Source organism: Cronobacter muytjensii ATCC 51329, from assembly GCF_001277195.1.
GTDB lineage: Bacteria > Pseudomonadota > Gammaproteobacteria > Enterobacterales > Enterobacteriaceae > Cronobacter > Cronobacter muytjensii.
In genome coordinates, this window is sequence record NZ_CP012268.1 from 934,480 (window position 1) to 959,908 (window position 25,429).

Genomic DNA, 25,429 nt, shown 5'->3' on the forward strand with positions numbered 1-25,429 from the left:
TTACGCGAGCAATGCGCCAGCGCTTAAGGCAACTGGGGCGGCTGCCACTCTTCAACTTCAATCAGCACCAGCAGCGCGGCGTCGCCGCCATACTCTTTCGGCGCCTGATGGAAGGCCATCACATGTGGATGCTGCGCCAGCCACAGCGGCGTCTGCTGTTTCAGAATATGTTTACCGTGGCCGTGCATCACGCAGGCGCAGAAGACATGCTCGCGGCGACAGGCGGCGATGAGCGCCCCCAGTTCCTGCTTGGCCTGCATCTGGGTTAAGCCGTGGAGATCGAGAAACAGCTCGGGCGAATAGTCGCCGCGGCGCAGTTTTTTCAGCTCGAAATGATCCACGCCGGGGCGGACGTAGCGCATCGGTCCGTCGCTGTTCAGAAGCGGCTGGAACTCATCGGAAAAGTAGTGGCTGGCGTCCACCTGCTCCTGCAACAGGCGCTTAGGCGGCACCTCGCTCAGCTTTTTACGCGCCGGGCGATGGACGATGGTGTCCTGTTTCAGCTCGCGCGTTCCGCTCATCAGCGCGCGAAACAGCGACTTTTCTTCCTCACTCAGCGATGGCTTCTTTTTCATCTTCTTCTCTTCTTTATCGTTGCGCAGGCAGTTTACCCGAGATTGGCGCGTCGCCAAACAAAAGCCATTTTTCAGGGATGACGCGCCGGTTGCTGATTTATCGCCGCCTTCATGGCAAACTAGCCGCCGAATTTAACGCGGAGCGTCATGCGGAGGGCAGTGTGGATAAAATTTTCGTCGATGAGGCAGTCAGTGAACTGCATACCATTCAGGATATGTTGCGTTGGGCGGTGAGCCGTTTCAGCGCGGCGGGCATCTGGTATGGTCACGGCACGGACAACCCCTGGGATGAAGCGGTGCAACTGGTACTGCCGTCGCTCTACCTGCCGCTGGATATTCCGGAAGATATGCGCACCGCGCGTCTGACCTCCAGCGAGCGTCATCGTATCGTCGAACGGGTGATCCGCCGCGTCAACGAGCGTATTCCGGTGGCGTATCTCACCAATAAAGCCTGGTTCTGCGGTCACGAATTTTACGTCGACGAACGCGTGCTGGTGCCGCGCTCGCCCATCGGCGAGCTTATCAATAACCGTTTCGCAGGGCTTATCGACCACGAACCGCAGCATATCCTTGATATGTGTACCGGCAGCGGCTGTATCGCCATTGCCTGCGCGTACGCCTTCCCGAATGCGGAAGTCGACGCGGTAGATATCTCCGGCGACGCGCTGGCCGTTACCGAGCACAATATCGAAGAGCACGGGCTTATCCATCACGTCACGCCGATCCGCTCGGATCTCTTCCGTGATCTGCCGAAAGTGCAGTACGACATTATCGTCACCAATCCGCCGTATGTGGATGAAGAGGATATGTCCGACCTGCCGAACGAATATCGCCACGAGCCGGAACTCGGCCTTGCGGCTGGCAGCGACGGGCTGAAGCTCGCGCGCCGCATTCTCGCCTGCTCGCCGGACTACCTGACCGACAACGGTATTCTGATTTGTGAAGTCGGTAACAGCATGGTACATCTGATGGAGCAGTACCCGGACGTGCCGTTCACCTGGCTTGAATTCGACAACGGCGGCGACGGCGTCTTTATGCTGACCAAAGCGCAGCTCATCAGCGCACGCGAACACTTCAGCATCTACAAAGATTAAAACAGGCGGGCGCAGGCCCGCTGAATAACGCAAAACACCACAACGACACGATAACGGAGCCGTGATGGCAGGCAACACTCTTGGACAACTCTTTCGCGTCACCACTTTCGGCGAGTCCCATGGTCTGGCGCTCGGCTGCATTATTGACGGCGTACCGCCGGGCATCGCGTTAAGCGAAGCCGACCTCCAGCACGATCTTGACCGCCGCCGCCCAGGCACCTCCCGTTACACCACGCAGCGCCGCGAGCCGGACCAGGTGAAAATTCTCTCCGGCGTATTTGAGGGCGTGACCACCGGCACCAGCATCGGCCTGCTGATTGAAAACACCGATCAACGCTCCCAGGATTACGGCGCTATTAAAGATGTGTTTCGTCCGGGACACGCCGATTACACCTACGAGCAGAAATATGGCGTTCGCGACTATCGCGGCGGCGGACGCTCTTCCGCCCGCGAAACCGCCATGCGCGTCGCCGCAGGCGCGATCGCCAAAAAATACCTGGCGCAGAAATTCGGTATCGTCATCCGCGCCTGCCTGACCCAGATGGGCGATATTCCACTGGAAATCAAAGACTGGGCGCAGGTGGAGCAGAACCCGTTCTTCTCGCCGGACGTGGACAAACATGACGCGCTCGACGAGCTGATGCGCGCGCTGAAAAAAGAGGGCGACTCCATTGGCGCGAAAGTAACGGTTGTCGCCGATAATGTGCCGCCGGGCCTCGGCGAACCGGTGTTCGACAGGCTGGATGCCGATATCGCCCATGCGCTGATGAGCATTAATGCCGTCAAAGGCGTTGAGATCGGTGAAGGTTTTGGCGTTATCGCGCTCAAAGGCAGCGAAAACCGCGACGAAATCACTAAAGACGGATTTCAGAGCAACCATGCGGGCGGTATTCTCGGCGGCATCAGCAGCGGCCAGCAGATCGTCGCCAATATCGCGCTGAAGCCGACCTCCAGCATCACGGTGCCGGGGCGTACCGTTAACCGTGCGGGCGATGAAGTCGAGATGATCACCCGTGGCCGCCACGATCCGTGCGTCGGCATCCGCGCGGTGCCGATCGCCGAAGCGATGCTGGCGATCGTGCTGATGGATCATCTGCTGCGCCACCGCGGTCAGAACGCGGACGTTACCACTACGCTTCCTCGCTGGTAATCTCATGAAAAAACTCTGCTTAGCCTTGCTGGCGCTGCTCGCTTGCAGCGCGGCAAGCGCCGCCACGCCGTGGCAGAAAATCACCCAGCCGATCCCGGGCGCGGCTCAGTCGATCGGCACATTTTCCAATGGCTGCATCATCGGCGCCCAGCCGCTGCCGATGGAGTCGGAGCATTACCAGATAATGCGCACTGACCAGCGCCGCTACTTTGGCCACCCGGATCTGGTGCGCTTTATTGAGCGTCTCAGTAACCAGGTGAACGAGTTGCAACTCGGCACGGTGCTGATAGGCGATATGGGCATGCCGGCGGGCGGTCGTTTTAACGGCGGTCATGCCAGCCATCAGACGGGCCTTGATGTCGATATCTTCCTGCAACTGCCGAAACAGCGCTGGAGCGCGGCGCAACTGCGTCGCCCGCAGGCGCTCGATTTAGTGTCGCGCGACGGGAAATCGGTCGTGCCGTCGCTCTGGAAGCCGGAAATTGGCGGGTTGATTAAGCTTGCCGCGCTCGATGATCAGGTCACGCGTATTTTCGTGAACCCGGCTATCAAGCAGCAGCTCTGCCTGGACGCCGGGCCGGATCGCGACTGGCTGCGTAAAGTGCGCCCGTGGTTCCAGCATCGCGCCCATATGCATGTGCGCCTGCGCTGTCCGCCGGACAGCCTGGAGTGCGTGGAGCAGGAGCCGCCGCCGCCGGGCGACGGTTGCGGCGAAGAGCTGCAAAGCTGGTTTAAACCTGCGGCGCCGGGCAGCGGCAAGGCAGAGAAGAAAACGCCGCCGCCACCGCCGCCGTCATGTCAGGCGTTGCTGGACGAACACGCGCTTTAACAACTAAGGATGGCCGTGATGGACTGGTTTATGGTTTCGCCGCTGTTGCTGACAGCGCTCTTTTTTGTCGCGATGCTCGCGGGGTTTATCGACGCCCTGGCGGGCGGCGGCGGGCTTTTAACGGTGCCGGCGCTACTGGCGGCAGGCATGTCGCCCGCCCAGGCGCTGGCGACCAATAAACTCCAGGCATGCGGCGGTTCGCTCTCCGCCTCGCTCTATTTTATCCGTCGCGGCGTGGTCAGCCTTCGCGACCAGAAACTCAATATCCTGATGACGTTTATCGGCTCCACCAGCGGCGCGCTGCTGGTGCAGCATGTGCAGTCCGATATTCTGCGCCAGATCCTGCCGGTGCTGGTGATCGCCATCGGGCTCTATTTCCTGCTGATGCCGCGTCTTGGCGAAGAGGATCGCCAGCGCAGGCTCTACGGCCTGCCGTTTGCGCTGGTGGCAGGCGGCTGCGTCGGCTTTTATGACGGCTTTTTCGGCCCCGGCGCGGGCTCGTTTTACGCGCTGGCGTTCGTCACGCTCGCGGGCTTTAACCTTGCCAAATCCACCGCCCACGCCAAGGTGCTCAACGCCACCTCCAACGTCGGCGGGCTGCTGCTGTTTATCATCGGCGGCAAGGTTATCTGGGGCACCGGTTTCGTAATGCTGGCCGGGCAGTTTCTCGGCGCGCGCCTGGGCTCGCGCCTGGTATTAAGTAAAGGACAGCGCCTGATCCGCCCGATGATTGTTATCGTCTCGGCGGTCATGAGCGCCAAATTGTTATTTGACAGCCACGGTCAGGAGATCCTCCGCTGGCTGGGGATGGCGTAATGCGTGAACACCACTATCAGGAATTAATAACGCTTTTCGACGGCTGCTTCGCCGGCGATTTTAATACCCGTCTGATTAAAGGCGATGACGAACCGATCTATCTTCCTGCCGATGACGAGGCGCCGTACCACCGCGTGGTCTTCGCCCACGGCTTTTACGCCAGCGCCCTGCACGAGATTTCGCACTGGTGCATCGCTGGTAAAGCGCGGCGCGAGTTGGTGGACTTTGGCTATTGGTACTGCCCGGACGGCCGCGATGCACAGACGCAGAGCAAGTTCGAGGATGTGGAAGTCAAACCCCAGGCGCTGGAGTGGCTGTTCTGCGTGGCGGCGGGCTTTCCGTTTAACGTCAGCTGCGACAACCTCAACGGCGACGTCGACCCGGATCGCATCGCGTTTCAGCGCCGTGTGCATGCGCAGGTAATGCAGTATCTGAAAGACGGTATTCCCGAGCGTCCGGCGCGCTTTATCGCCGCGTTACAGGATTATTACCAGACGCCGCCGCTTGCGGCGCAACAGTTCCCATGGCCGGAAGACTTGTGCTAATCGCCATGTTATTAACAGAGGAAAAACGATGATTGCCGAATTTGAAGCACGTATTCTGGCGCTGATTGATGAGATGGTAGAGCACGCGAGCGATGACGAACTGTTCGCCAGCGGCTATCTGCGCGGACACCTGACCCTTGCCGTCGCGGCGCTGGAGCACGGCGACGATCACTCGCCGCAGGCCGTGTATACGAAGGTAACAAACAGCCTGGAAACCGCCATCCACGCGGGCGAACTCTCGCCGCGCGATCAGGCGCTGGTGCTGGGAATGTGGGACAATCTGTTCCAGCAGGCGAAGCTCAACTGAGCCTGATGGCCTGCGCGTCGTGACGGCGCGCAGGCTGTAAACTTATGGCGCCTGCGCCTGCGGGTGAAACACCCGCGTTCAGCCGGGTGACCTGTTCCGACATCACATCCACCGGCCCCGTCTGCGTCATCGACGCGTTGCTCTGCGCCACTTTACAAGCTCCGCAATCGCCAGACTTATCTGCTCAATGTCGCGCTGCTGCTCTGTGCTGGCTGTAGTCTTGATTAGCGCGGCTGACTGCTGTTCGCTACGCGCAGAGCGCTTCGGCGGTTTCACGCCCTGTTTCCACCGAATGGCGGAGCGCAGCCATAAGCGTACGCAGCGCGTTTAGCCAGCGGCGCGGCCTTTCAGCAGTTTACGTATCCACAGCCGGTTAGGGTTGAGCGCCGCAAGCGTCGCGCCATCCAGCGGCAGCGGTTCGCCGCTCATTTGCGAGGCTAAAATTTCCGCCGCCAGCGGCGCGCTGCACAGCCCACGCGAGCCGAGCGCGCCAAGCACAAACAGATTTTCCAGTGCCGGGGCGAGGGGGACGGCGTCTGGCGCGTCAGCGTGCCGGGAGAGGTCGGCGTATACGCTGAGCGTGGCGGCATAGTCGGGCGCGTTGCCGACCATTGGCAGGTGGTCGCGTGTGGCGCAGCGCACTGCGCAACGCGCATCACCTGCGCTCACGTCCACTTCATGCGCCCACTGCGCCTGCGGCAGGCAGTCGAGAAGCCGCTGGCGGTTGTGCTGCTGGTCTTCCTCCTGATAGCGCATCTCGCTCACGCCGCGGTGATAACTCGCGCCGATGCAATGCATGCCGTAAGCCGGGTTTTGCGGCGTCAGGTAGCCGTCGTAGCACAATACCTGGCGCAGCGCGCCGAGGCCCGGCGTGGTCGGGATATGGCTCACCTGGCCGCCGACGGAGTAGACCGGCAATTTTTCGGTTTGCGAAAACGCGCTGAGCTGATGACCGCTTGCCAGCGCGAGCGTGGCGTGACGCGCCTGCGCGCCGTGGGCGAAAGTGAGCTGCCAGCCGCCGTTGTCCTGGCGTAGCGCGCTGACCGTATGCCCGTAATGCACCCGCAGGCCGCGCGCCTGCGCGAGCGCCAGCACGCCGGCGGTGAGCTGCGCCGGGCAGAGCCAGCCGCCCTGCGGGTATTCAATGCCGCCGCAGCCGGTCTCCACGCCGCAGCGCGCGGCGACTTCGTCGCGGTCAACGGCGCGCGCCAGCGCTTCTGGCAGGCCGGGTTCGAGCATCTGGCTGATTTTCGTCTGGCTCTTTTCATCCCAGCCCAGTTGCGTCACGCCGCACCAGTCTTTATCAAAATCCACCGGCAACGCGTCGTACAGCCTGCGCGCAAAGGTAAACGCCGCCGGGAAAAAGACGGCCAGCGCGGCGTCGTGATGGCTTAATAAAGGATAGAGCGCGCCCTGGCGGTTGCCGGAGGCCCCCTTTGCGGGCGCGTCGTCCTGACAGTAGAGCGTCACCTGCCAGCCGCGCGTCTGCAACGCGAGGGCCAGCAGGGCGCTTGCGATACCGCCGCCGACAATCGCCGCGTCTTTATCCCCGCTCGCCGGGCGGCGCGCATACCAGGGCGCGCGGGCAGGGGGCGCGGCATCATGACTAAGCGTGCCAACCAGCATTTCCCGCTTGCGCCCGAACCCTTTGCGCTTCACTACCTGAAAACCGGCTTCAATCAGCCCGCGGCGCACAAAACCCGCTGAGGTAAAAGTGGCGAGCGTACCGCCGGGACGGGCAAGGCGCGCCATCGCGGCAAACAGGCCGGGCGTCCACATATCCGGGTTTTTCGACGGCGCGAAGCCATCCAGGAACCAGGCGTCCACCTGACGGTTATGGGAGTCATCGAGCGTATCGACCAGTTCGTTAATATCGCCAAGCCATAAATCAAGCGTGACGCGTCCGCCATCCAGCACCAGCCGCTGACAGCCCGGCAGCGCCAGCGGCCACTGGGCCTGTAGCGGCTCCGCCCACGGGGCGAGCTCCGGCCAGTGAGCGTGCGCGCTTTGTAAATCGGCGAGCGTCAGCGGAAATTTCTCAAAACTGATGAAATGCAGGCGCTGTAGCGCAGCGTCCGGATGCGCCGCGCGAAACGCCGCAAACGCCTGCCAGAGCGTCAGGAAATTGAGTCCGGTGCCAAAGCCGCTCTCGGCGACAATAAAGCTGTCACGCGGGTGTGTCATAAAACGTTCCGGGAGCTGATTGCCGTTCAGAAAGACATAGCGGGTCTCTTCCAGACCGTCGTCATTGGAAAAATAAACGTCATCAAAATCTCGGGAAACAGGTGTACCCTCATTATTAAACGTCAGGCTGGCAGGCTGTATGGCGATAGGTTTCACGTAAATTGCTCGAATGACAGGCAGTCGCACGATCTTAGCGAGCCCGGTCGGACATCGCAAATTTCTTGCCAATCTGGCTGATCGGACTTGTTCGGCGTACAACTGTACGCTATCTTGCGACACGACACTTACTTAGCGTACTCGAAGAGGTATTGAATGAAACGTGCAGTAATTACTGGCCTGGGCATCGTTTCCAGCATCGGTAATAACCAGCAGGAAGTCCTGGCATCCCTGCGTGAAGGACGCTCGGGGATCACTTTCTCTCAAGAATTTCTCGACGCGGGTATGCGTAGCCACGTCTGGGGCAACGTGAAGCTGGACACCACCGGTCTTATCGACCGTAAAGTGGTGCGTTTCATGAACGATGCCTCTGTTTATGCTTACCTCTCCATGCAGGAAGCGATTAAAGATGCCGGCCTGAGCGACGAGGTGTATCAGAACAACCCGCGCGTCGGTATTGTTGCCGGCTCCGGCGGTTCGTCCAAAGCACAGGTTTTTGGCGCTGACGCGATGCGCAGCCCGCGCGGCCTGAAAGCGGTCGGCCCGTACGTCGTCACCAAAGCGATGGCGTCTGCGGTTTCCGCATGCCTTGCCACCCCGTTTAAAATCCACGGCGTTAACTACTCCATCAGCTCCGCCTGCGCCACTTCCGCGCACTGCATCGGCAACGCGGTTGAGCAGATCCAGCTTGGCAAACAGGACATCGTGTTTGCGGGCGGCGGCGAAGAGCTGGGCTGGGAAATGGCGTGTGAGTTCGATGCGATGGGCGCGCTCTCCACCAAATATAACGAGACGCCAGAAAAAGCCTCCCGTACCTATGACGCGAGCCGCGACGGCTTCGTTATCGCAGGCGGCGGCGGTATGGTTGTGGTGGAAGAGCTTGAGCACGCGCTGGCGCGCGGCGCGCACATCTATGCGGAAATCGTCGGCTACGGTGCAACCTCCGATGGCGCTGACATGGTCGCACCGTCTGGCGAAGGCGCGGTGCGCTGCATGAAGATGGCGATGCACGGCGTGGATACTCCCATTGATTACCTGAACTCCCACGGCACTTCCACCCCGGTGGGCGACGTGAAAGAGCTTGGCGCTATCCGTGAAGTGTTCGGCGACAACACGCCGGCTATCTCCGCAACTAAAGCGATGACTGGCCACTCGCTGGGCGCGGCAGGCGTGCAGGAAGCTATCTACTCGCTGCTGATGCTGGAACACGGCTTTATCGCGCCGAGCATCAATATTGAAGAGCTGGACGAGCAGGCGAACGGTATGAATATCATCACCGCGCCTGTCGAGCGTGAGCTGACGACTGTGATGTCTAACAGCTTCGGTTTTGGCGGTACTAACGCCACGCTGGTTATGCGTAAATATCAGGCATAACGTCTCTTTAAAAGAAATGGAGCCGCAAGGCTCCTTTTTTTATGTTTATTATCCCACCTTCGTTTCTCTGCTTCCTTATTTGCACCTCGTAAGAAGATATTCTCCCTGCCGCATTTCAATTCGCGCGCGTTTCTTTTAAACCTAATTTATTGTTTATAAATAAATTCTTGTATTGGTGCGGTATGCCGCGCTGTTTCCGCAAACGTTATTTTAGCAATGCTTAAACCATTTCTTAAGTTATTTAATTTCACTTAAGTCAATAAAAATAAATTTACCTTAAAAACAACCTACTGAAAAATATGATTTATTTTATAAAACCATCTTTACTATCCATTTGGTTAAAGTTAAGTCCATTTTTGCCGATATATCAGAATATATCCGGGCGACGACGTCTTTATTGAGACAGTCATTCGTACCGGAAATTCAAATCTGATACTGCCATTCCTAATCTTTTCAAAAAGATAAGAATGAAGGACGCCGCAGAAAAGAAATCCGAAACCCGTTTGCGGAATTCAGGGAAACGTTTTTTGCCTTTCACAAGGCGTTGCCAGCCGGGGAAACCAACCATGCCCATCGAGTCATCTCTGGGTAAAGGGATTTTATTAACCAAAGGGAGAGTGATCCCACTCGTTATTTTGTCATGCTCAGGCGCCGCTTTCGCCAGCGAAAAACCGGATGCGGATGAGTCATTCACGGATGCGCCCTCTGTTGCGGCGACAAATGTCGTGACGCGCACCAACTGGAACCGTCCGCTGTTTATTACCAGCGCGGCGACCGCGCGTGCGGCCGGCGTCAACGGCGCGGGCGTGAAAGTCGGCGTAGCGGATACCGGCATTCTTACGACGCATCCGGCGTTGCAGGGGGCGGTTAAGGGGTCGCTGAACTATGTCGATCCGAAAACGAACAACCTGAGCGTTGGCGATGTACGCGGCCACGGCACGATGGTCGCCCAGACGCTTGCCGGGCGCGCCACCAGCCTGTTTAGCGGCGGCACCGCGCCGGGCGCGACGCTTATCAGCGCGCGTATCATTCCTGACGTCGCCAATACCCGCCAGAGCCTTAACTTCGGTCAGATTAACTACGATCTGGCGCGTGCGGGCGCGAAAATTATCAATAACTCCTGGGGCATTGCGGACTGGAACCCGGCCAGCACCGCGACCACGAACTATTACGTGAACGCCTGGAAGCCGTATGTCTCGTCTTACAACGGGCTTATCGTTTTTGCGAGCGGCAACAACGGCGCAGCGAACCCGGTGGGCGTGGCGAAACTGCCGTCGCTTGCGCCCAAAGCGGGGCTGGATAAAGGCTGGCTGGTTGTCACGGCGACGGATACCTTTAACCCGGGTTATATCGCAAGCTATGCCAACCGCTGCGGCGTTATGAAAAATAACTGTCTGGCGGCACCAGGCAGCGTCTATATCCAGAGCACCGACAGCACCGGCAAAGCCGTTCTGCGTATGGTCAGCGGCACATCGTTCGCCGCGCCGCAGGTTTCCGGCGTGGCGGCGATGGTCTGGCAGAAATACCCTTATTTCACCAATGACCTGGTACGCCAGACGGTGCTTGGGACTGCGACTGACATCGGCGCGCCAGGCGTGGACGCCGTTTTCGGCTACGGCATGCTGAACGCCGGGAAGGCGATCAACGGCCCGGCGAAGTTTAACTGGGGCACCGTAAGCGTCGCGTTTAACAGCTACACCTCCACCTGGAGCAATGCCATCAGCGGCAGCGGCGGGCTTATCAAAAGCGGCACCGGCAAGCTGGTACTGACCCAGGACGCCAGCTACACCGGCACCACGCAGGTGCTGGGCGGCAGTCTGTCGTCGGCGAAGAGCCTCGCCTCCGCCGTTACCATCGGTCGCGCGGGAACGCTTGATGTGCGCACCGTGAAAGGGAACGTCGATAACAGCGGCTATGTACTGCTGCGCGACGGCAAAACGCGGTTCATGCGCGCCTACACGCAGCGCACCACCGGCACTCTGGCGTTTATGCTCGGCTCGACGCTGGATGTGACCGGGCGGGCGACGCTTGCGGGCAACCTGCATCTGCTGGGCGTGCCGGCAGGCTACGTGACGCAGACGCGCCAGCCAGTCGTTAACGCAGGCGCGGTATCCGGTAAGTTCAGCCGTTTTACGCAGTCGGCAGGCGTGTTCCTGACAGGCTCGCTGGGCTACAGCACCAAACAGGTGTGGCTCAATATTAAACGATTGCAGGTGACGCAGACCAAAGTCGCCACCACCTCGGCGGCCACGCTCTCCGGCGCTGCGCGTCTGGAGCAGGCGTTCACGCAGCTCGATAAACAAGTGGCGAGCGGTGTGACGGTGCGGGCGAGTTCGTTTGCCTCGGCGGCGGGCACTCTGCAACGCGTCTCGAATAACGAGTCCGCTCGCGCGGCGCTGGAAAGCCTCTCCGGTCAGTTGCCGGCGGCGACAGCGGCGCTCACCTGGCAGGCGATCAACGTTAACCAGCGTAGCAGCGCGAAGCGCATCGACGCTCTGCTGGACGCGCCGCAAAGTCGAAGCTGGAGCGATACGCTCTCGTGGAACGGCAGCCTTGGCCGCACCGGCTTTTCGCCGGTGAGCTACTCAATGAAAGGGTGGGTGACGGGTCAGGATCGGTTTATCGACGAACATACGTTCATCGGCACTTCGCTGTCGCGCACCGAAACGTTCAGCGCCCTGAGCAGCGGCGGCGAGCGTAATACCGGCACCCTGAGCGAAGCCGCGCTGTACGGCGGTAAAATCTTCGGCAGTTACTACCTGACCGGTCGTCTGGCTTCCGGCTACTACGACGGTCGCCAGCATCGCATGCTGTGGCTTGGCAGTAGCACCGAGCGCGTCAGCAGCCGCCAGAGCGGCAGCTGGATGTCGCTTGGCAGCGAAACCGGCTATCGCTTCAGCAGGGAGGGCTTGCAGGTGACGCCGTTTATCGACACGCAATACATCACGCTGAAGCAGGACGCCTTCACCGAGAAGAGCGGCTCCGGCTTTGGCCTGCGCGCCGACAACCAGACCACCACGCGCTGGCAGGCGGGCGCAGGGCTGCGGGCGAGTTATGATATCGACCTGAAAGCGCGCGGCAGCCTCAACCTGAGTTTCCAGACGCATCTGCAACGCGCGTTAAGCCAGGACGAAGGGCATTATCAGGCGAGCTTTACCGGCGTGAACCAGCCGGTACCGCTAAGCGGCGTGACGGCGCCTGCGAAAACGCTGACCAGCGCGGTATCGCTGGGCTGGCAGGTTAACCCGGCGCTGAATCTCAACCTCACGGGCGAGCAGGAGACCAGCGATGGACGCGACAGCAACCGCAGCGTGTTTGCGGGCGTGTCGTTAAGCTTCTGATACGTGTCGGGGAGTTAAAAGAAAAGGCGTCGAAAGACGCCTTTTTGCTGTCTGTCAGATAACCAGCCAGAGCAGAAGGATAACCAGCACCAGAAGAAACATCGCAAGGCCGGGGCGGGCGGAAATGGTCTTCACCGGCTGGGTGAAAAACGCGATCAGCGGGCTGTAAATCGGCTGGATATGACGCACTTCCAGCGTTTCCGGCGAGCGCTCCGCACGGCGCACGAACACCTGATTCAGCAGATCCTGCACCTGGGCTGTGGTCAGCACCGTTTGTGGCGTCGCCTGGAAGCGCTGCTGCGCGTAGTCGCTGAGCTCCTGCCATTCGCGCGATTCGAGCGGCTGGCGCAACGCGGCCTGAATGGTATGCAGCGTCGGCGCGGGTTGATCGGCAAGGGTCTGGCGCGCGGCAAGCCAGGTGGAGAGCGCCGCGAAATGCTTCGCCGGAATAAGCTCACCGGTTTTCACGCCGGAGAGTTCCAGCATTGACTGCCAGATAAGCTTTGGCGATTCGCCGGTCGCGGCGGCAAGCTTCGTCACCTGCTGGTTAAGCGTATTATGCTCCGCAGGCAGCAGCGGGCGGTCGGTGGCCGGGCGCTGCTGCGGCTGCGGAATATTGAGCTGCGCGTTTTGCAGCAGCGTCAGCACGCTTTTTAACTGCTCGCCGGAGAGCTGGTTCAGCGCGGTATGGCCGAACTGCTGGCGAATATAGTCGCTCACCGCCTGGCGGTTATTGCCCACGCTTAACAGCTCGGTCAGTTGCGAGAGCACCTGACGCTGAGTGTGGGTCTGCTGCGCCTGGCCAAGCCGCTGATTGAGATTCTGCTCAGCGGCAGGGAAATGGCGCGAGAGCAGCGGCGCGTCACTTTTTAAGCCCAGATCGTGCTTCATGCCGGCCCAGACTTCGGCGCTTTGCTGCTGGGTTAGCGCCACCAGCCGGGTAATAAGCCGCTCCAGCACGGTACGCTGCTGGGTGGAAAGCGGCTGCTCGCCCGCAGAGTGGGGCGAGGTGGGAGGCTCGCCCGCCGGGCGGGGCGTGGCGCCATGAATGGGTTGCATCATCAATAATCCTTAACCTGACCGGACGGTGCCGCGAAACTAACCACGCTGTTAAGTATGCCTGGCGGCGAGATTATGGCACACTTAACGGCTATCTCCCGCACATAAACAGGTAGAGAAACGTGAAAATCCTCGTTGATGAAAATATGCCTTACGCACGCGAGCTGTTCAGCCGTCTGGGCGAGGTGAAAGCCGTGCCGGGCCGCCCGATCCCGCAGGCGGAACTGGACGATGCCGACGCGCTGATGGTGCGCTCGGTCACGCCGGTCAATCGCGCGCTGCTGGAAGGCAAAAACGTCAGGTTTGTCGGCACCGCTACGGCGGGCACCGACCACGTTAATGAAGACGATTTACGCGCGGCGGGCGTCGCGTTCTCCGCCGCCCCTGGCTGCAACGCCATCGCCGTGGTGGAGTATGTGTTCTCCGCGCTGCTGATGCTTGCCGAGCGCGACGGTTTTGCGCTCACTGACCGCACCGTCGGGATCGTCGGCGTGGGCAACGTCGGCTCCCGGTTACAGGCTCGCCTTGAGGCGCTGGGCGTGCGCACGCTGCTGTGCGATCCGCCGCGCGCCGATCGTGGCGAGGGCGGCGATTTCCGCTCGCTGGATGAACTGGTGCGCGAGGCGGATATCCTGACGTTCCACACGCCGCTGTTTAAAGACGGCCCGTACAAAACCCTGCACCTTGCCGACGAGGCGCTGATCGCGCGGCTCAAGCCCGGCGCTATTCTGATAAACGCCTGCCGCGGCCCGGTCGTGGATAACGCCGCGCTGCTGGCGCGTCTTGAAGCGGGCCAGGCGCTGAGCGTGGTGCTGGACGTCTGGGAGCCAGAGCCGGAACTCAACACGGAACTGTTAAAACGCGTGGATATCGGCACCGCGCACATCGCGGGCTATACGCTGGAAGGCAAAGCGCGCGGCACCACGCAGGTATTTGAAGCCTACAGCCAGTTCCTCGGCCAGCCGCAACAGGTCGCGCTCTCCACGCTATTGCCGCCGCCAGAATTTGGCCGCGTAACGTTTCAGGGGCCGCTCGATCAGGCCACGCTGAAACGGCTGGTGCATCTGGTGTATGATGTGCGCCGCGATGACGCCCCGCTCCGACGCGTGGCGGGCGTGCCGGGTGAGTTCGACAAGCTGCGCAAAAATTATCAGGAGCGCCGCGAATGGTCGTCACTGTACGTGCAGTGCGATGACGCCGCCGCCGCCGAGCTGCTGCAAAAGCTGGGTTTTAACGCGACCCATCATCCGATCCGTTAATCACAGGTTCTCTTATTCCCCGCCCGCCGGGCGGGGGATGCATTTTTATTTTCTGGAGTAAATACCACCATGTCTGAAGGCTGGAATATCGCCATACTGGGCGCGACGGGCGCCGTGGGAGAAGCCCTGCTTGAGCAACTCGCCGAGCGTCAGTTCCCGGTGGGTGAACTTTATGCGCTGGCGCGCAGCGAAAGCGCGGGCGAAACGCTGCGTTTCGCGGGCAAAAGCGTGCAGGTGCAGGATGCCGATGCGTTTGACTGGACGCAGGCGCAGCTCGCCTTTTTCGTCGCAGGCCAGGAGGCCAGCGCGCGCTACACAGACGACGCCACCAACGCCGGCTGTCTGGTTATCGACTCCAGCGGTCTGTTCGCACTGGAGCCGGACGTGCCGCTGGTGGTGCCGGATGTAAACCCGTATGTGCTTGCCGATTACCGCAACCGCAATGTCGTGGCGGTGGCTGACAGTCTCACCAGCCAGCTGCTGACGGCGCTGCGCCCGCTGATGGAAGCTGGCGGCTTGTCTCGCATTCAGGTGACAAATTTATTGTCCGTGTCCGCACAAGGCAAAACGGCGGTAGATGCGCTGGCAGGGCAGAGCGCGCGCCTGCTGAACGGCATGCCGGTTGATGAAGACGACCATTTTGGCCGTCAGTTAGCGTTCAACATGCTGCCATTGCTCCCGGACCGTGAAGGCAGCGTGCGTCAGGACCGTCGTCTGGTAGATGAAGCGCGCAAAATCCTCCAGGATGAAGGCCTGATGATTTCGGTCACCAGCGTGCAGGCGCCAGTTTTCTACGGCCATGCGCAGATGGTGAATTTCGAAGCGCTGCGCCCGCTTGCAGCGGAAGAGGCGCGTGACGCGCTGGAGCGCGATCCGGATATCGCGCTGTCCGAAGAGAACGATTATCCGACGCAGGTGGGCGATGCCTCCGGCAGCGTGCATCTTTCCATTGGCTGCGTGCGTAACGACTACGGCATGCCGGAGCAAATCCAGTTCTGGTCGGTCGCCGACAACGTGCGCTTCGGCGGCGCGCTGATGGCGGTGAAAACCGCTGAGAAGCTGCTGCAGGAGTATCTCTACTGATGTCGGAGAGTCTGGAAAAGCCGACAGTCAAAATCGCGCTCGGCATTGAGTATGACGGCAGCAAATATTATGGCTGGCAGCGTCAGCAGGAAGTACGCAGCGTCCAGGAGAAGCTTGAAAAGGCGCTCTCGCAGGTCGCTAATGAGCCGATTAACGTTTTCTGCGCCGGTCGTACCGACGCAGGCGTGCACGCTACCGGCCAGGTCGTGCATTTCGAAACCACGGCCATCCGCAAGGACGCGGCATGGACGCTCGGCGTAAATGCGAATTTACCTGGTGACATCGCGGTGCGCTGGGTCAAAGATGTGCCCGCGGAATTCCATGCCCGGTTCAGCGCCACGGCCCGCCGTTACCGCTACGTTATCTATAATCATCGTCTGCGGCCGGCGGTGCTCTCGCAGGGGGTCACACATTACCACCTGCCGCTGGACGCACAGCGAATGCACCGGGCGGCGCAGTGCCTGATCGGCGAAAACGACTTTACCTCGTTTCGCGCGGTGCAGTGCCAGTCCCGCACCCCGTGGCGCAACCTGATGCACATCAACGTTGAGCGCTTCGGGGCTTATATTGTGGTGGATATCAAGGCAAACGCGTTTGTACACCATATGGTGCGCAATATCGTTGGCAGCCTGATGGAAATTGGCTGCGGTAACCAGCCGGAGAGCTGGATGGCAGAACTGCTGGCGGCTAAGGACAGAACGCTTGCGGCAGCGACGGCGAAAGCGGAAGGGCTTTATCTGGTGTCGGTGGATTATCCGGCGCAGTTTGACCTCCCGAAGCCGCCGATGGGCCCACTTTTTTTAGCTGACTGAATGCAGTCGGGGAAGATGAACCTGTATGGACATTATTCGCTTTCTGATTGATTTTATTTTACATATTGACGTGCATCTGGCGGAGCTGGTGGCACAGTACGGCATCTGGGTTTACGCGATTCTGTTCCTGATCCTGTTTTGCGAAACGGGTCTGGTGGTGACGCCGTTTTTGCCGGGCGATTCGCTGTTGTTCGTGGCCGGTGCGCTCTCCGCGCTGCCGTCTAACGATCTTAACGTGCACCTGATGGTCACGCTGATGGTCATTGCCGCTATCCTTGGCGATGCGGTGAACTACACCATCGGGCGGCTGTTTGGCGCAAAACTTTTCAGCAATCCGGATTCCAAAATCTTCCGGCAGAGCTATCTTGATAAAACGCATGCGTTTTATGAACGCCACGGCGGCAAAACGATTATTCTCGCCCGTTTCGTGCCGATAGTGCGCACCTTCGCGCCGTTCGTCGCCGGGATGGGGCATATGTCTTACCGCCATTTTGCTCTGTTTAACGTCATTGGCGCGCTGTTGTGGGTCCTGCTGTTTACCTACGCGGGCTACTTCTTCGGGGCGATGCCGTTCATTCAGGACAATCTGAAGCTGTTTATCGTTTTGATTATTATCGTCTCAGTATTGCCGGGCATTTTTGAAGTGGTGCGTCACAAACGCGCCGCGGCGCGCCAGGCAAAATAAGCCCTCTGGCGGTTCGACCACTTTTTTATCCAAAGTCGCGGGCCGTTATGGTTTAATGAGCACCATTTATGGTCTGTGGAAGGCAATAATGGCATTATGCGCCCCCACAGAAAAACTGGCATCGACCAGGTTCAGGCAGAAAGGTTATCAATGAGCTGGATTGAACGAATTCTCAATAAAAGCAATATTACTCCCACTCGCCGAGCGAACATCCCGGAAGGGGTGTGGACCAAGTGCGACAGCTGCGGACAGGTACTCTACCGCGCCGAACTGGAGCGTAACCTTGAGGTTTGCCCGAAGTGCGATCACCACATGCGTATGGCGGCCCGCGACCGTCTGCACAGCCTGTTAGACGAAGGCTCGCTGGTGGAACTGGGCAGTGAGCTTGAGCCGAAAGATGTGCTGAAGTTCAGAGATTCCAAAAAGTACAAGGATCGTCTGGCGAGCGCCCAGAAAGAAACCGGCGAAAAAGACGCGCTGGTAGTGATGAAAGGCACTCTGCACGGGATGCCGGTCGTTGCGGCGGCGTTTGAATTCGCCTTTATGGGCGGCTCTATGGGCTCCGTGGTCGGCGCGCGCTTCGTACGTGCGGTCGAGCAGGCGCTTGAAGACAACTGTCCGTTGATCTGCTTCTCCGCCTCCGGCGGCGCGCGTATGCAGGAAGCGCTGATGTCGCTGATGCAGATGGCGAAAACCTCTGCGGCGCTGGCGAAAATGCAGGAGCGCGGTCTGCCGTACATCTCCGTGCTGACCGACCCGACCATGGGCGGCGTTTCTGCAAGCTTCGCTATGCTTGGCGATCTCAACATCGCTGAGCCGAAAGCGCTGATCGGCTTCGCCGGCCCGCGCGTTATCGAGCAGACCGTGCGTGAAAAACTGCCGGCTGGCTTCCAGCGCAGCGAATTCCTGATTGAAAAAGGCGCTATCGATATGATCGTGCGTCGTCCGGAGCTGCGTCTCAAGCTCGCCAGCATTCTGGCGAAGCTGATGAACCTCCCGGCTCCGAGCCCGGACGCGCCGCGTGAAGCGGTCGTCGTGCCGCCGGTCCCGGAACAGGATCAAGAGGCCTGATAGTCATGAAGGGCAGGGCCACCAGGCGCTGCCCTTCTTGTTTATGAACCGTAACCAGGATACGGGTATCATGGAAAAGCAACATCTTCCCCAAGCCACGTCGCCTCTGGCCACGTGGCTTTCTTATCTGGAAAACCTGCACGGCAAGACCATCGACATGGGCCTTCTGCGCGTATCGCGCGTGGCGGCGGCGCTGGACGTCGTGAAGCCCGCGCCCTTTGTGTTTACCGTCGCAGGCACCAACGGTAAAGGCACCACGTGCCGGACGCTCGAAGCGGTGCTGATTGCCGCAGGCTACCGCGTGGGCGTCTATAGCTCGCCGCACCTCGTGCGCTACACCGAACGCGTGCGCGTGCAGGGCGAGGAGCTTGCCGAAAGCCAGCACACCGCCGCGTTCGCAGAGATCGAGGCCGCGCGCGGCGAGACGTCGCTGACCTATTTCGAATACGGCACGCTTTCCGCGCTGTGGCTGTTTAAGCAGGCGCAACTGGATGTCGTTATTCTTGAAGTGGGCCTCGGCGGGCGCCTCGACGCCACCAACCTGGTGGACTGCGATGTGGCGGTTGTTACCAGCATCGCGCTCGATCACACCGACTGGCTGGGGCCAGATCGCGAAAGCATCGGGCGTGAGAAAGCCGGGATCTTCCGTCAGGGTAAACCGGCGGTGGTGGGCGAGACCGATATGCCGCAGACCATCGCGCAGGTCGCGCAGGAGAAAGGCGCGCGGCTGCTGCGCGTTAACGACGCCTGGCGCTATACGGTCACCGGCACTGGCTGGAGCTTTAGCGACGAGCACGGCGAACTGAATGACCTTCCGCTGCCCCAGGTGCCGCAGCCTAACGCCGCCACGGCGCTTGCCGCGCTGCGCGCGAGCGGCCTTGAGGTGAGCGAGCAGGCGATCCGCGACGGTATCGCCCGCGCCACGCTGCCCGGGCGTTTCCAGATAGTGAGCAACGCCCCGCGCGTGATTCTCGATGTTGCGCATAACCCGCACGCGGCAGGGTATCTGGCGCAGCGGCTGGCGCAGTCGCCGTCGGCCGGGCGCGTGCTGGGCGTCATCGGCATGTTGCACGATAAAGATATCGCCGGCACGCTCGCCTGTCTGGAGAGGGTCGTGGATAGCTGGTATTGTGCCCCTCTGGACGGGCCGCGCGGCGCCCGCGCTGAAGAGCTTGCGGAGCATCTGCAGGCAAGCGCGGTCTTTACCAGCGTGGCGCAGGCCTGGCATGCGGCGCTGGCCGACGCGCAGCCTGCCGATACGGTACTGGTGTGCGGGTCGTTTCATACCGTCGCGCAGGTAATGGAAGAGATGGACGCGGGGAGACGAGGTGGCGAGTAAGTTTCAGAACCGATTAGTCGGCACGATTGTGCTGGTGGCGCTGGGGGTTATCGTGCTGCCAGGGCTGCTGGACGGCCAGAAAAAACATTATCAGGATGAGTTCGCCGCGATCCCGCTGGTGCCGAAGCCTGGCGATCGCGACGAGCCGGATATGCTGCCTGCCGCGACGCAGGCGCTGCCGTCTCAGCCGCCGGAAGGCGCGGCGGAAGAGGTGAGGGCGGGTAACGCGGCGACGTCATCGATAGACACCACGCGGCTGCCTGCCGATACCGGCGCGGAGCTTGATGAAGTGCCGGTGACGCCTGCGAAGCCGAAAACAACGGAGCCTGCCAGAACGCGCGCTACGGACAAGCCGCAGAACAAACCGCAGCGCGATAAAACCGACGAGCAGCTGGCGATGGTGAGCGAGGCCGAAGCGCCTGCGCCTGCGAAACCCACGCCGCCGGAAAAACCGCAAACGCCGCCTGCGGGCAAAGCGTATGTAGTACAGCTCGGCGCGCTGAAAAACGCCGACAAAGTCAATGAGATCGTCGGGAAGCTGCGCTCGGCGGGCTACCGGGCGTATACGTCGCCCTCCACGCCGGTACAGGGGAAAATCACCCGTATTCTGGTGGGGCCGGAAGCCTCGAAAGATAAGCTTAAATCGTCGCTTGGCGAGCTGAACAGCCTGTCAGGGTTGAACGGCGTGATAATGAATTACAGCGTGAATTAAGCGGTCCGGCGCCTGACTGACAGGCGCCGCCAGAAACCGCATCGCGCCAGAGACGGCCCGCAACCGGCGCAATTTGGCTGGTTGCAGGCATAACGGACGGATGGCGTTGAAGATTTTTTCAACGCCATTTTTTATTAACGCGTGGAAAGGAAATCCCTACGCAAACGTTTTCTTTTTCTGTTAGAATGCGCCCCGAACCGGATGTCAGGGCGTTTTATCGTGGGACACATTCATGGTCTGGATAGATTACGCCATCATTGCAGTAGTGGGTTTCTCGTGCCTGGTCAGCCTGATCCGCGGGTTCGTGAGAGAGGCGCTGTCGCTTGTCACCTGGGGCTGCGCTTTCTTTGTCGCCAGTCATTACTACACTTACCTGGCAGTCTGGTTCACCGGCTTTGAAGATGAACTGGTACGTAATGGGATTGCTATCGCGGTGCTGTTTATCGCGACGCTTATCGTCGGTGCGATAGTCAACTATGTGATTGGCGCGCTGGTGGAGAAAACCGGCCTGTCGGGTACAGACAGGGTGTTGGGGATCTGTTTCGGCGCCTTGCGAGGTGTGCTGATTGTCGCCGCCATTCTGTTCTTTCTTGATACCTTCACGGGCCTGTCCAAAAGCGAGGACTGGCAAAAGTCGCAGCTTATCCCGCAGTTCAGTTTCATCATCAGATGGTTCTTTGACTATCTGCAAAGCTCGTCAAGTTTCCTGCCCCGGTAATCGTGCCGGGGGCGGTCTTTGAATTGAGGAAAAGACAACATGTGCGGTATTGTCGGGATCGCCGGTGTTATGCCGGTAAACCAGTCGATTTATGACGCGTTAACGGTGCTTCAGCACCGCGGGCAGGATGCCGCAGGCATCATCACCATCGATGCGAATAATTGCTTCCGTCTGCGTAAAGCGAACGGCCTGGTGAATGATGTGTTCGAAGCCCGCCACATGCAGCGTTTGCAGGGCAACATGGGAATTGGTCATGTGCGCTACCCGACAGCGGGCAGCTCCAGCGCCTCTGAAGCCCAGCCGTTCTATGTTAACTCGCCCTACGGCATTACGCTTGCCCACAACGGCAACCTGACGAACGCCCATGAACTGCGCAAAATGCTCTTTGAAGAGAAGCGCCGTCATATCAATACCACCTCAGATTCTGAAATCCTGCTCAACATCTTCGCGAGCGAGCTCGATAACTTCCGCCACTACCCGCTGGAAGCGGACAACATTTTCGCGGCCATCGCGGCGATGAATCGCCTGATCCGTGGTGCCTACGCCTGTGTGGCGATGATTATCGGTCACGGTATGGTGGCGTTTCGCGACCCTAACGGTATCCGCCCGCTGGTGCTTGGCAAACGTGACGCCGGCAACGGCCGCGCCGAGTACATGGTGGCGTCCGAGAGCGTGGCGCTCGATACTTTGGGCTTTGAATTCCTGCGCGACGTGGCGCCGGGCGAAGCGGTTTACATCAGCGAGAAAGGCCAGCTGTTTACCCGCCAGTGCGCGGATAACCCGGTCAGCAACCCGTGTCTGTTCGAATATGTCTACTTCGCGCGCCCGGATTCCTTTATCGACAAGATTTCTGTCTACAGCGCCCGCGTTGAGATGGGCAAAAAGCTCGGCGAGAAAATCGCGCGCGAATGGGAAGATCTGGATATCGATGTAGTGATCCCGATTCCGGAAACCTCCTGCGATATCGCGCTGGAAATCGCGCGTATTCTTAACAAACCCTACCGTCAGGGCTTTGTGAAGAACCGCTACGTCGGCCGTACCTTTATCATGCCAGGCCAGCACCTGCGCCGTAAGTCGGTGCGCCGCAAGCTTAACGCCAACCGCGCTGAGTTCCGCGATAAAAACGTGCTGCTGGTGGATGACTCTATCGTGCGCGGCACCACGTCCGAGCAGATTATCGAGATGGCTCGCGAAGCAGGTGCGAAGAAGGTGTATCTGGCCTCCGCCGCGCCGGAAATTCGCTTCCCGAACGTCTACGGCATCGATATGCCGAGCGCCAACGAGCTTATCGCTCACGGGCGCGAAGTGGATGAGATCCGCCAGATAATCGGCGCCGACGGTTTAATTTTCCAGGATCTCGACGATCTCATCGAAGCGGTGCGCGCGGAAAACCCGGATATTCAACAGTTCGAGTGCTCGGTCTTTAACGGCGTTTACGTGACTAAAGATGTCGACCACCAGTATCTGGAATATCTCGAATCCCTGCGTAACGACGACGCCAAAGCGGTGATGCGTCAGAACGAAGTCGAAAATTTAGAGATGCACAACGAAGGCTAACTCTTCCCGCGTGCCGTCGCCCCTTCCGTAGCGGGAGGGGCGAAATCCCCGTTTGCATCTCGCCGCGTCTTGCGGCAAAGTCTCGCTCAGTGCTTCTTGTCCAGATAACTCCATGAAAAAAATCATTGTCGGCATTTCCGGCGCCAGCGGCGCGATTTATGGCATTCGGCTGTTGCAAACGCTGCAGACGGTGCCGGAGGTGGAAACCCACCTCATCATGAGCCAGGCCGCGCGTCAGACGCTGGCGCTGGAGACGGACATGACCGTACGCGATGTCCAGGCGCTGGCCGATGTGAACCACGACGCGCGCGATATCGCCGCCAGCGTCTCTTCCGGCTCGTTCAAAACCGACGGGATGATTATCCTGCCGTGCTCCATCAAAACGCTTTCTGGCATTGTGAACAGCTACACCGACGGCCTGCTGACGCGCGCGGCGGATGTTGTGCTGAAAGAGCGCCGCAGGCTGGTGCTGTGCGTGCGCGAAACGCCGCTGCATCTCGGTCACTTACGCCTGATGACCCAGGCGGCGGAACTGGGTGCTGTGATCATGCCGCCGATGCCCGCGTTTTATCATCGCCCGCAGACGCTGGATGAGGTGATTAACCAGACGGTCAATCGCGCGCTCGATCAGCTTGATATCACGCTGCCCGCCGATCTCTTTACCCGCTGGCCTGGCGCGTAACGCGCGCCACGATGAGGCAAAGCGGAGCGCTGCGCCTCATTATGGGGCAATTCTGCAAGCGCGATCATATCCTCGACATTTAATCCCGCCTTTTACGATTTCACGCTCAGCGTCTGCTGCGCGGAGTGCTATCTTTCATTCACACAACCTGATTGCAACCATTTTTTAACAATTCATGCCGGTTCCGGCAGCGCCTAAAACTGGCATGGGAAGTGCAAAGCCTGATTGCAACACACAACGCAACAGATAATAAAATCAGAAAACTTGAGGGTAATGTATGAAGAAGAAGGTGCTCGCGTTCTCCTTGCTGCTTGGCCTTTCCACCAGCGCCAGCGTATTCGCCGCGCTTCCCCAGACCGTTCGCATTGGCACTGACGCCACCTACGCGCCGTTCTCCTCAAAAGACGCTAAAGGCGAGTTTGTCGGGTTTGATATCGATCTCGGCAACGAGATGTGTAAACGCATGCAGGTGAAATGCACCTGGGTCGGCAGCGATTTCGACTCGCTGATCCCATCGCTGAAAGCGAAAAAAATCGACGCGATTATCTCTTCGCTCTCTATCACCGATAAGCGCCAGAAAGAAATTGCGTTTTCCGAGAAACTCTACGCGGCGGATTCCCGCCTGATCGCCGCCAAAGGCGCGACCATTCAGCCGACCATCGACTCGCTGAAAGGCAAACATGTGGGCGTGCTGCAAGGCTCCACGCAGGAAGCCTACGCTAATGAGAAGTGGCGTGCGAAGGGCGTGGATGTGGTGGCGTACCAGAACCAGGATCTGATCTACTCCGATCTGGCGGCGGGCCGTCTTGACGCCGCCTTGCAGGATGAAGTGGCCGCAAGTGAAGGGTTTCTGAAACAGCCTGCCGGCAAAGAGTACGCGTTCGCGGGGCCGTCAGTTAAAGATAAAAATTATTTTGGCGACGGCACGGGCGTGGGCCTGCGCAAAGATGACGCCGAGCTGAAAGCCGCGTTTGATAAAGCCTTCAACGAGATCCGCAAAGACGGCACTTACGACAAGATGGCGAAGAAGTATTTCGACTTTAACGTTTACGGCGACTGATTGCCCGTCAGGCGTTCGTCCGCTGGCGGCCATTGTGGTGCGCGGTCAGCGGACGTGACGCAAAATGGTGCAACTTATGCACCATAAAAGGGCAAAGGCGCATTTCTACGCACGAATAATGAAAATAAATCTATCTCAGCACGCATAAAGTTTTGATTACGAGGCGGCAGTAATGGCACGATAAGTGCAGTTTTTCCGCCTGACACTTTATTATGCGCGTCTGATGAGGATAGTTATGAAAAAACGGCTGTTAGCATTTTCTCTGGGGCTGGCTCTCTCCAGCATTTCTGGCGCTTTCGCAGCAATTCCGCAGCATTTACGTATCGGCACCGATCCGACCTACGCGCCCTTTGAATCGAAAAACGCGCAGGGCGAACTGGTCGGTTTTGATATCGATCTGGCCAAAGAGCTGTGCAAACGTATCCAGACGCAATGTTCCTTCGTTGAACAGCCGCTCGACGCGCTGATCCCGTCTCTCAAAGCGAAGAAAATCGATGCGATCATGTCCTCGCTGTCGATTACCGAAAAGCGCCAGCAGGAGATAGCGTTCACCGACAAACTTTACGCTGCCGACTCCCGCCTGGTGGTCGCTAAAGGCTCGGCTATTCAGCCGACGCTTGAGGCGTTAAAAGGCAAACGCGTAGGCGTGTTGCAGGGTACGACGCAGGAAACGTACGGCAACGTCCACTGGGCGCCGAAGGGCGTCGAGATTGTCTCCTACCAGGGACAGGACAATATTTACTCTGACCTGACCGCCGGGCGCATCGACGCCGCGTTTCAGGATGAAGTGGCCGCCAGCGAAGGCTTCCTGAAACAGCCGGTGGGCAAGGGTTACCAGTTTGGCGGCCCGTCGGTTAAAGATGAAAAACTCTTTGGCGTCGGCACCGGCATGGGCATCCGCAAAGATGATAACGAGTTGCGCCTGGCGCTGAACAAGGCGTTTGCAGAGATGCGCGCCGACGGCACCTACGAAAAACTCGCCAAAAAGTATTTTGATTTCAACGTTTACGGCGGCTAACCC

General features: G+C 59.5%; 25 protein-coding genes. 20 read left to right on the forward strand and 5 right to left on the reverse strand.

Going from position 1 to position 25,429, the window contains the following annotated elements; translation table 11 throughout:
* Window positions 1-23: 23 nt before the first annotated feature.
* Window positions 24-575, reverse strand: a complete 552-nt coding sequence (gene smrB, locus AFK63_RS04375; RefSeq protein WP_038861484.1) for an endonuclease SmrB — start codon at window positions 573-575, stop codon at window positions 24-26.
* 161 nt (window positions 576-736) lie between these two features.
* On the opposite strand from smrB, the gene prmB reads away from it, so the two are divergent.
* From prmB to AFK63_RS04405, 6 genes are all read left to right on the forward strand, one after another.
* Window positions 737-1,669, forward strand: coding sequence for a 50S ribosomal protein L3 N(5)-glutamine methyltransferase (gene prmB / locus AFK63_RS04380; protein WP_007750650.1), 933 nt, complete (start codon window positions 737-739; stop codon window positions 1,667-1,669).
* Window positions 1,670-1,733: 64 nt separating this feature from the next.
* Window positions 1,734-2,819 (forward strand): chorismate synthase, encoded by a 1,086-nt coding sequence (aroC, locus tag AFK63_RS04385; protein ID WP_038861490.1) that lies wholly within the window; start codon window positions 1,734-1,736, stop codon window positions 2,817-2,819.
* Window positions 2,820-2,823: 4 nt separating this feature from the next.
* A complete protein-coding gene (mepA, locus tag AFK63_RS04390; protein WP_038861492.1) occupies window positions 2,824-3,648 on the forward strand; it encodes a penicillin-insensitive murein endopeptidase in 825 nt (274 codons plus the stop codon).
* An 18-nt stretch (window positions 3,649-3,666) separates the two neighbouring features.
* Window positions 3,667-4,464 (forward strand): sulfite exporter TauE/SafE family protein, encoded by a 798-nt coding sequence (locus AFK63_RS04395; RefSeq protein WP_038861498.1) that lies wholly within the window; start codon window positions 3,667-3,669, stop codon window positions 4,462-4,464.
* The gene (locus tag AFK63_RS04400) at window positions 4,464-5,009 is read left to right on the forward strand and encodes an elongation factor P hydroxylase (RefSeq protein WP_038861500.1); all 546 of its coding nucleotides are present in this window, start codon (window positions 4,464-4,466) and stop codon (window positions 5,007-5,009) included. Before AFK63_RS04395 ends, AFK63_RS04400 begins: the two co-directional genes overlap by 1 nt.
* Window positions 5,010-5,037: 28 nt before the next feature.
* Window positions 5,038-5,316: a YfcL family protein gene (locus AFK63_RS04405; protein WP_007715625.1), complete on the forward strand. Its 279-nt coding sequence runs from the start codon at window positions 5,038-5,040 to the stop codon at window positions 5,314-5,316.
* On the opposite strand, the gene AFK63_RS21595 is transcribed toward AFK63_RS04405, so the two are convergent.
* Complete coding sequence (locus tag AFK63_RS21595) at window positions 5,309-5,467, reverse strand: hypothetical protein (protein WP_236613095.1); 159 nt, start codon at window positions 5,465-5,467, stop codon at window positions 5,309-5,311. The two genes, AFK63_RS04405 and AFK63_RS21595, sit on opposite strands and share 8 nt — an antisense overlap.
* 176 nt (window positions 5,468-5,643) lie before the next feature.
* Window positions 5,644-7,656: a bifunctional tRNA (5-methylaminomethyl-2-thiouridine)(34)-methyltransferase MnmD/FAD-dependent 5-carboxymethylaminomethyl-2-thiouridine(34) oxidoreductase MnmC gene (gene mnmC, locus AFK63_RS04410; RefSeq protein ID WP_038861503.1), complete on the reverse strand. Its 2,013-nt coding sequence runs from the start codon at window positions 7,654-7,656 to the stop codon at window positions 5,644-5,646.
* 156 nt (window positions 7,657-7,812) lie between these two features.
* On the opposite strand from mnmC, the gene fabB reads away from it, so the two are divergent.
* Window positions 7,813-9,030, forward strand: a complete 1,218-nt coding sequence (fabB, locus tag AFK63_RS04415) for a beta-ketoacyl-ACP synthase I (RefSeq protein WP_038861506.1) — start codon at window positions 7,813-7,815, stop codon at window positions 9,028-9,030.
* A 406-nt stretch (window positions 9,031-9,436) separates the two neighbouring features.
* Here the strand turns inward: fabB and AFK63_RS21600 are convergent, their stop codons facing one another.
* Entirely contained in the window at window positions 9,437-9,724 is a 288-nt protein-coding gene (locus AFK63_RS21600) for a hypothetical protein (protein WP_225318237.1), read from the reverse strand.
* Window positions 9,725-9,755: 31 nt separating this feature from the next.
* Between AFK63_RS21600 and AFK63_RS04420 the strand changes: the two genes are divergently transcribed.
* Complete coding sequence (locus AFK63_RS04420; RefSeq protein WP_236689958.1) at window positions 9,756-12,371, forward strand: autotransporter serine protease; 2,616 nt, start codon at window positions 9,756-9,758, stop codon at window positions 12,369-12,371.
* Window positions 12,372-12,425: 54 nt separating this feature from the next.
* Here the strand turns inward: AFK63_RS04420 and flk are convergent, their stop codons facing one another.
* Window positions 12,426-13,433, reverse strand: coding sequence for a flagella biosynthesis regulator Flk (flk, locus tag AFK63_RS04425; RefSeq protein ID WP_174514616.1), 1,008 nt, complete (start codon window positions 13,431-13,433; stop codon window positions 12,426-12,428).
* Between the two features lie 119 nt (window positions 13,434-13,552).
* Here flk and pdxB point away from each other — a divergent pair, with 119 nt between their 5' ends.
* From pdxB to hisJ, 12 genes are all read left to right on the forward strand, one after another.
* A complete protein-coding gene (pdxB, locus tag AFK63_RS04430; RefSeq protein WP_038861525.1) occupies window positions 13,553-14,689 on the forward strand; it encodes a 4-phosphoerythronate dehydrogenase PdxB in 1,137 nt (378 codons plus the stop codon).
* 69 nt (window positions 14,690-14,758) lie between these two features.
* Window positions 14,759-15,772 carry an aspartate-semialdehyde dehydrogenase gene (locus tag AFK63_RS04435; protein WP_038861526.1) on the forward strand — a complete coding sequence of 338 codons (1,014 nt, stop codon included), beginning with the start codon at window positions 14,759-14,761 and terminating at the stop codon, window positions 15,770-15,772.
* The gene (gene truA / locus AFK63_RS04440; RefSeq protein ID WP_038861528.1) at window positions 15,772-16,584 is read left to right on the forward strand and encodes a tRNA pseudouridine(38-40) synthase TruA; all 813 of its coding nucleotides are present in this window, start codon (window positions 15,772-15,774) and stop codon (window positions 16,582-16,584) included. The genes AFK63_RS04435 and truA overlap by 1 nt, the downstream gene beginning before the upstream one ends.
* Window positions 16,585-16,609: 25 nt before the next feature.
* Window positions 16,610-17,269, forward strand: coding sequence for a DedA family protein (locus AFK63_RS04445; protein ID WP_038861530.1), 660 nt, complete (start codon window positions 16,610-16,612; stop codon window positions 17,267-17,269).
* 150 nt (window positions 17,270-17,419) lie between these two features.
* Entirely contained in the window at window positions 17,420-18,340 is a 921-nt protein-coding gene (gene accD / locus AFK63_RS04450) for an acetyl-CoA carboxylase, carboxyltransferase subunit beta (protein ID WP_038861531.1), read from the forward strand.
* 70 nt (window positions 18,341-18,410) lie between these two features.
* On the forward strand, window positions 18,411-19,679 hold the full coding sequence (folC, locus tag AFK63_RS04455; protein ID WP_038861634.1) for a bifunctional tetrahydrofolate synthase/dihydrofolate synthase: 1,269 nt from the start codon (window positions 18,411-18,413) through the stop codon (window positions 19,677-19,679).
* On the forward strand, window positions 19,669-20,391 hold the full coding sequence (gene dedD, locus AFK63_RS04460; RefSeq protein WP_038861532.1) for a cell division protein DedD: 723 nt from the start codon (window positions 19,669-19,671) through the stop codon (window positions 20,389-20,391). Before folC ends, dedD begins: the two co-directional genes overlap by 11 nt.
* A gap of 232 nt (window positions 20,392-20,623) precedes the next feature.
* Window positions 20,624-21,109, forward strand: coding sequence for a colicin V production protein (gene cvpA, locus AFK63_RS04465; RefSeq protein ID WP_004386645.1), 486 nt, complete (start codon window positions 20,624-20,626; stop codon window positions 21,107-21,109).
* 39 nt (window positions 21,110-21,148) lie between these two features.
* Window positions 21,149-22,666 carry an amidophosphoribosyltransferase gene (gene purF, locus AFK63_RS04470; RefSeq protein ID WP_004386646.1) on the forward strand — a complete coding sequence of 506 codons (1,518 nt, stop codon included), beginning with the start codon at window positions 21,149-21,151 and terminating at the stop codon, window positions 22,664-22,666.
* A gap of 112 nt (window positions 22,667-22,778) precedes the next feature.
* A complete protein-coding gene (locus AFK63_RS04475; protein ID WP_038861534.1) occupies window positions 22,779-23,348 on the forward strand; it encodes a UbiX family flavin prenyltransferase in 570 nt (189 codons plus the stop codon).
* 277 nt (window positions 23,349-23,625) lie between these two features.
* Complete coding sequence (gene argT / locus AFK63_RS04480) at window positions 23,626-24,408, forward strand: lysine/arginine/ornithine ABC transporter substrate-binding protein ArgT (protein ID WP_038861535.1); 783 nt, start codon at window positions 23,626-23,628, stop codon at window positions 24,406-24,408.
* Window positions 24,409-24,643: 235 nt separating this feature from the next.
* Window positions 24,644-25,426, forward strand: a complete 783-nt coding sequence (hisJ, locus tag AFK63_RS04485; protein WP_038861536.1) for a histidine ABC transporter substrate-binding protein HisJ — start codon at window positions 24,644-24,646, stop codon at window positions 25,424-25,426.
* Window positions 25,427-25,429: the final 3 nt, after the last annotated feature.